2 protein-coding genes are annotated in these 1,705 nt (G+C 58.4%); both read right to left on the bottom strand.

The features are described from left to right. Window positions 1-898 (bottom strand): phage tail tape measure protein (locus tag EOC06_RS40885; protein ID WP_206631223.1); only part of this gene is annotated, 898 nt, incomplete at its 3' end. Between the two features lie 252 nt (window positions 899-1,150). Beyond that, window positions 1,151-1,552 (bottom strand): hypothetical protein, encoded by a 402-nt coding sequence (locus tag EOC06_RS20980; protein ID WP_128308685.1) that lies wholly within the window; start codon window positions 1,550-1,552, stop codon window positions 1,151-1,153. Window positions 1,553-1,705 lie beyond the last annotated feature (153 nt).

Genomic DNA, 1,705 nt, shown 5'->3' on the forward strand with positions numbered 1-1,705 from the left:
TCAGCTGGGTGCCGGCGGCGGTCGCCAGCTTGGCCACAGGCTCAATGGCGTCGGAGACCTGAGCTGCCGACAAACCGGCCTGGCCCATCAGGGTTGCGGCCTCGGCGATTTCGTTGGCAGTGAACTTGGTCTTTTCCGACACCGAGAGGAGCCGGTCCTCCATCAATCCCATCTCGTTGTTGGTCGACGCAGTGATGGCCTGGAACTGCTTGAACTGCTCGTCCAGCTTGACGATGAAGTTGCCCAGGCTGAAGGCAGCGCTGTAGGCGCCACCGACCAGGGCGTAGTTGTTCAGGATGCCGGCCTGCGACAGGAACTGGTTGGCGCCGCCATTGAGGTTCCGGCGCTCGCCCTGCTTCTGGAAGCCGTAGGCGGCGTCACCCATTGTGGCGCGGCTGTTGCGATCGTTCATCCGGTTGCGGATCAACGTCTCTTCGTTCTGCACGTTGGTCAGGGATCGCTTGACGGTCTTGAGATAGCTGGCGTTCAACTCGTCGAAGTATTTTCCCACCAGCTCGTTGGTGGTCGACTTCATCTCGTTGATTTCGCGCTGCAGGACGGCGCGGTTGGCCTGGGAGGCGTCCGTTCCCCGAGCATAGTCACTGGCGATGCCAGCAGGTGCTGCGCGCTGCCGGTTGCGGATCTGAGACAGCCGTGCCTCTTCGGCGGTGGTGTCCTTGCCCTGCTTCTTGAGGGTGTTCAGATCACTCTCAAGCTTCTTGATGTAGGAGACGTATTCCTGCGCCGCCTTGCGCATGTTCTTCTGGACTTCGGTGGAGCTGACGGCGAGGTCGTCACTGAAGGATTTCAGTTTGTTGCGGAGCTGGTCGATTTCTCGAAGACTATCCTGCAGGTCGATATCGACGTCATACCGGATGTCATTTTGCTCAAGCGCCAACTTGACCCCCTAGTGTTCTGAATGCCGCCGCGAGGTCGTCCCAGCTTTCGATCACCGTGACGTCGCCGTCGTCATCCTCTTCGTCGGAGCCACCGAGGGCCTTCGACACGACTGTTGCCAGGTTGTCGAAATGCTGACCGAGCTCCGCTACCTTTCCTTCCGTGTTGAGCCGGACGATCGTGACGAGGTCTTTGTAGGTGTGACCCCAGTAGACTTCGCGGAGATCGCTCGGCTTAACCTTCAGTGTCCAAATTATCGCTTCTTCGAAGGAGAGACTGGCGATCCAGTCAGTGAAGACGCGCCCTGATTGAGACCTTCGAGAGCCCCCTTCAGTTTCACCACTCGATCCATAGAGCGTGTGAAAAAACCGATGGCGTGATCGACCTCCCATGCCAGGAGGGCTTCCATGTCGGAAGCCGAGATTTCGACATCGTCGAGCGACACCAGCTGTTCCTTGATCTTGCCGCTGGGGGCACGATCGTGAAGCGCGCTTAGCAGCACTTGTTCACGAAGCTTGGGGGCGAAATAGACGCTGGCCGCGGTGGCCGGCTCGCCCATCAGGGCGGTGATCTCGTTCAACAGTCCGAAGGACATGAAGATCTCGCGCTTTTCGCCGTCTTGTGTGATCTCGAAACGGTCCTGTAGATCGGACATTCAGTAGCTCCTAGAAAAGAAAGACCTCGCCAGTGATATGGTCACTGGCGAGGTCTTGTTCTACCCGTTTTGGAAATTAGCGAGCCAGCAGGATCGCCTGGCCGTCGCCGTATTCCCCGTAGAAAGGATCGGTCGTGACCATCTGGTAAGGCT

Origin of the sequence: Mesorhizobium sp. M7A.F.Ca.MR.362.00.0.0, assembly GCF_004023175.1 — a bacterium.
Classification (GTDB): Bacteria; Pseudomonadota; Alphaproteobacteria; order Rhizobiales; family Rhizobiaceae; genus Mesorhizobium.

Coding starts and splice junctions, on each gene's coding strand:
- EOC06_RS20980 (WP_128308685.1), bottom strand. CDS start 1,552: ATGTCCGATCTACAGGACCGTTTCGAGATCACACAAGACGGCGAAAAG.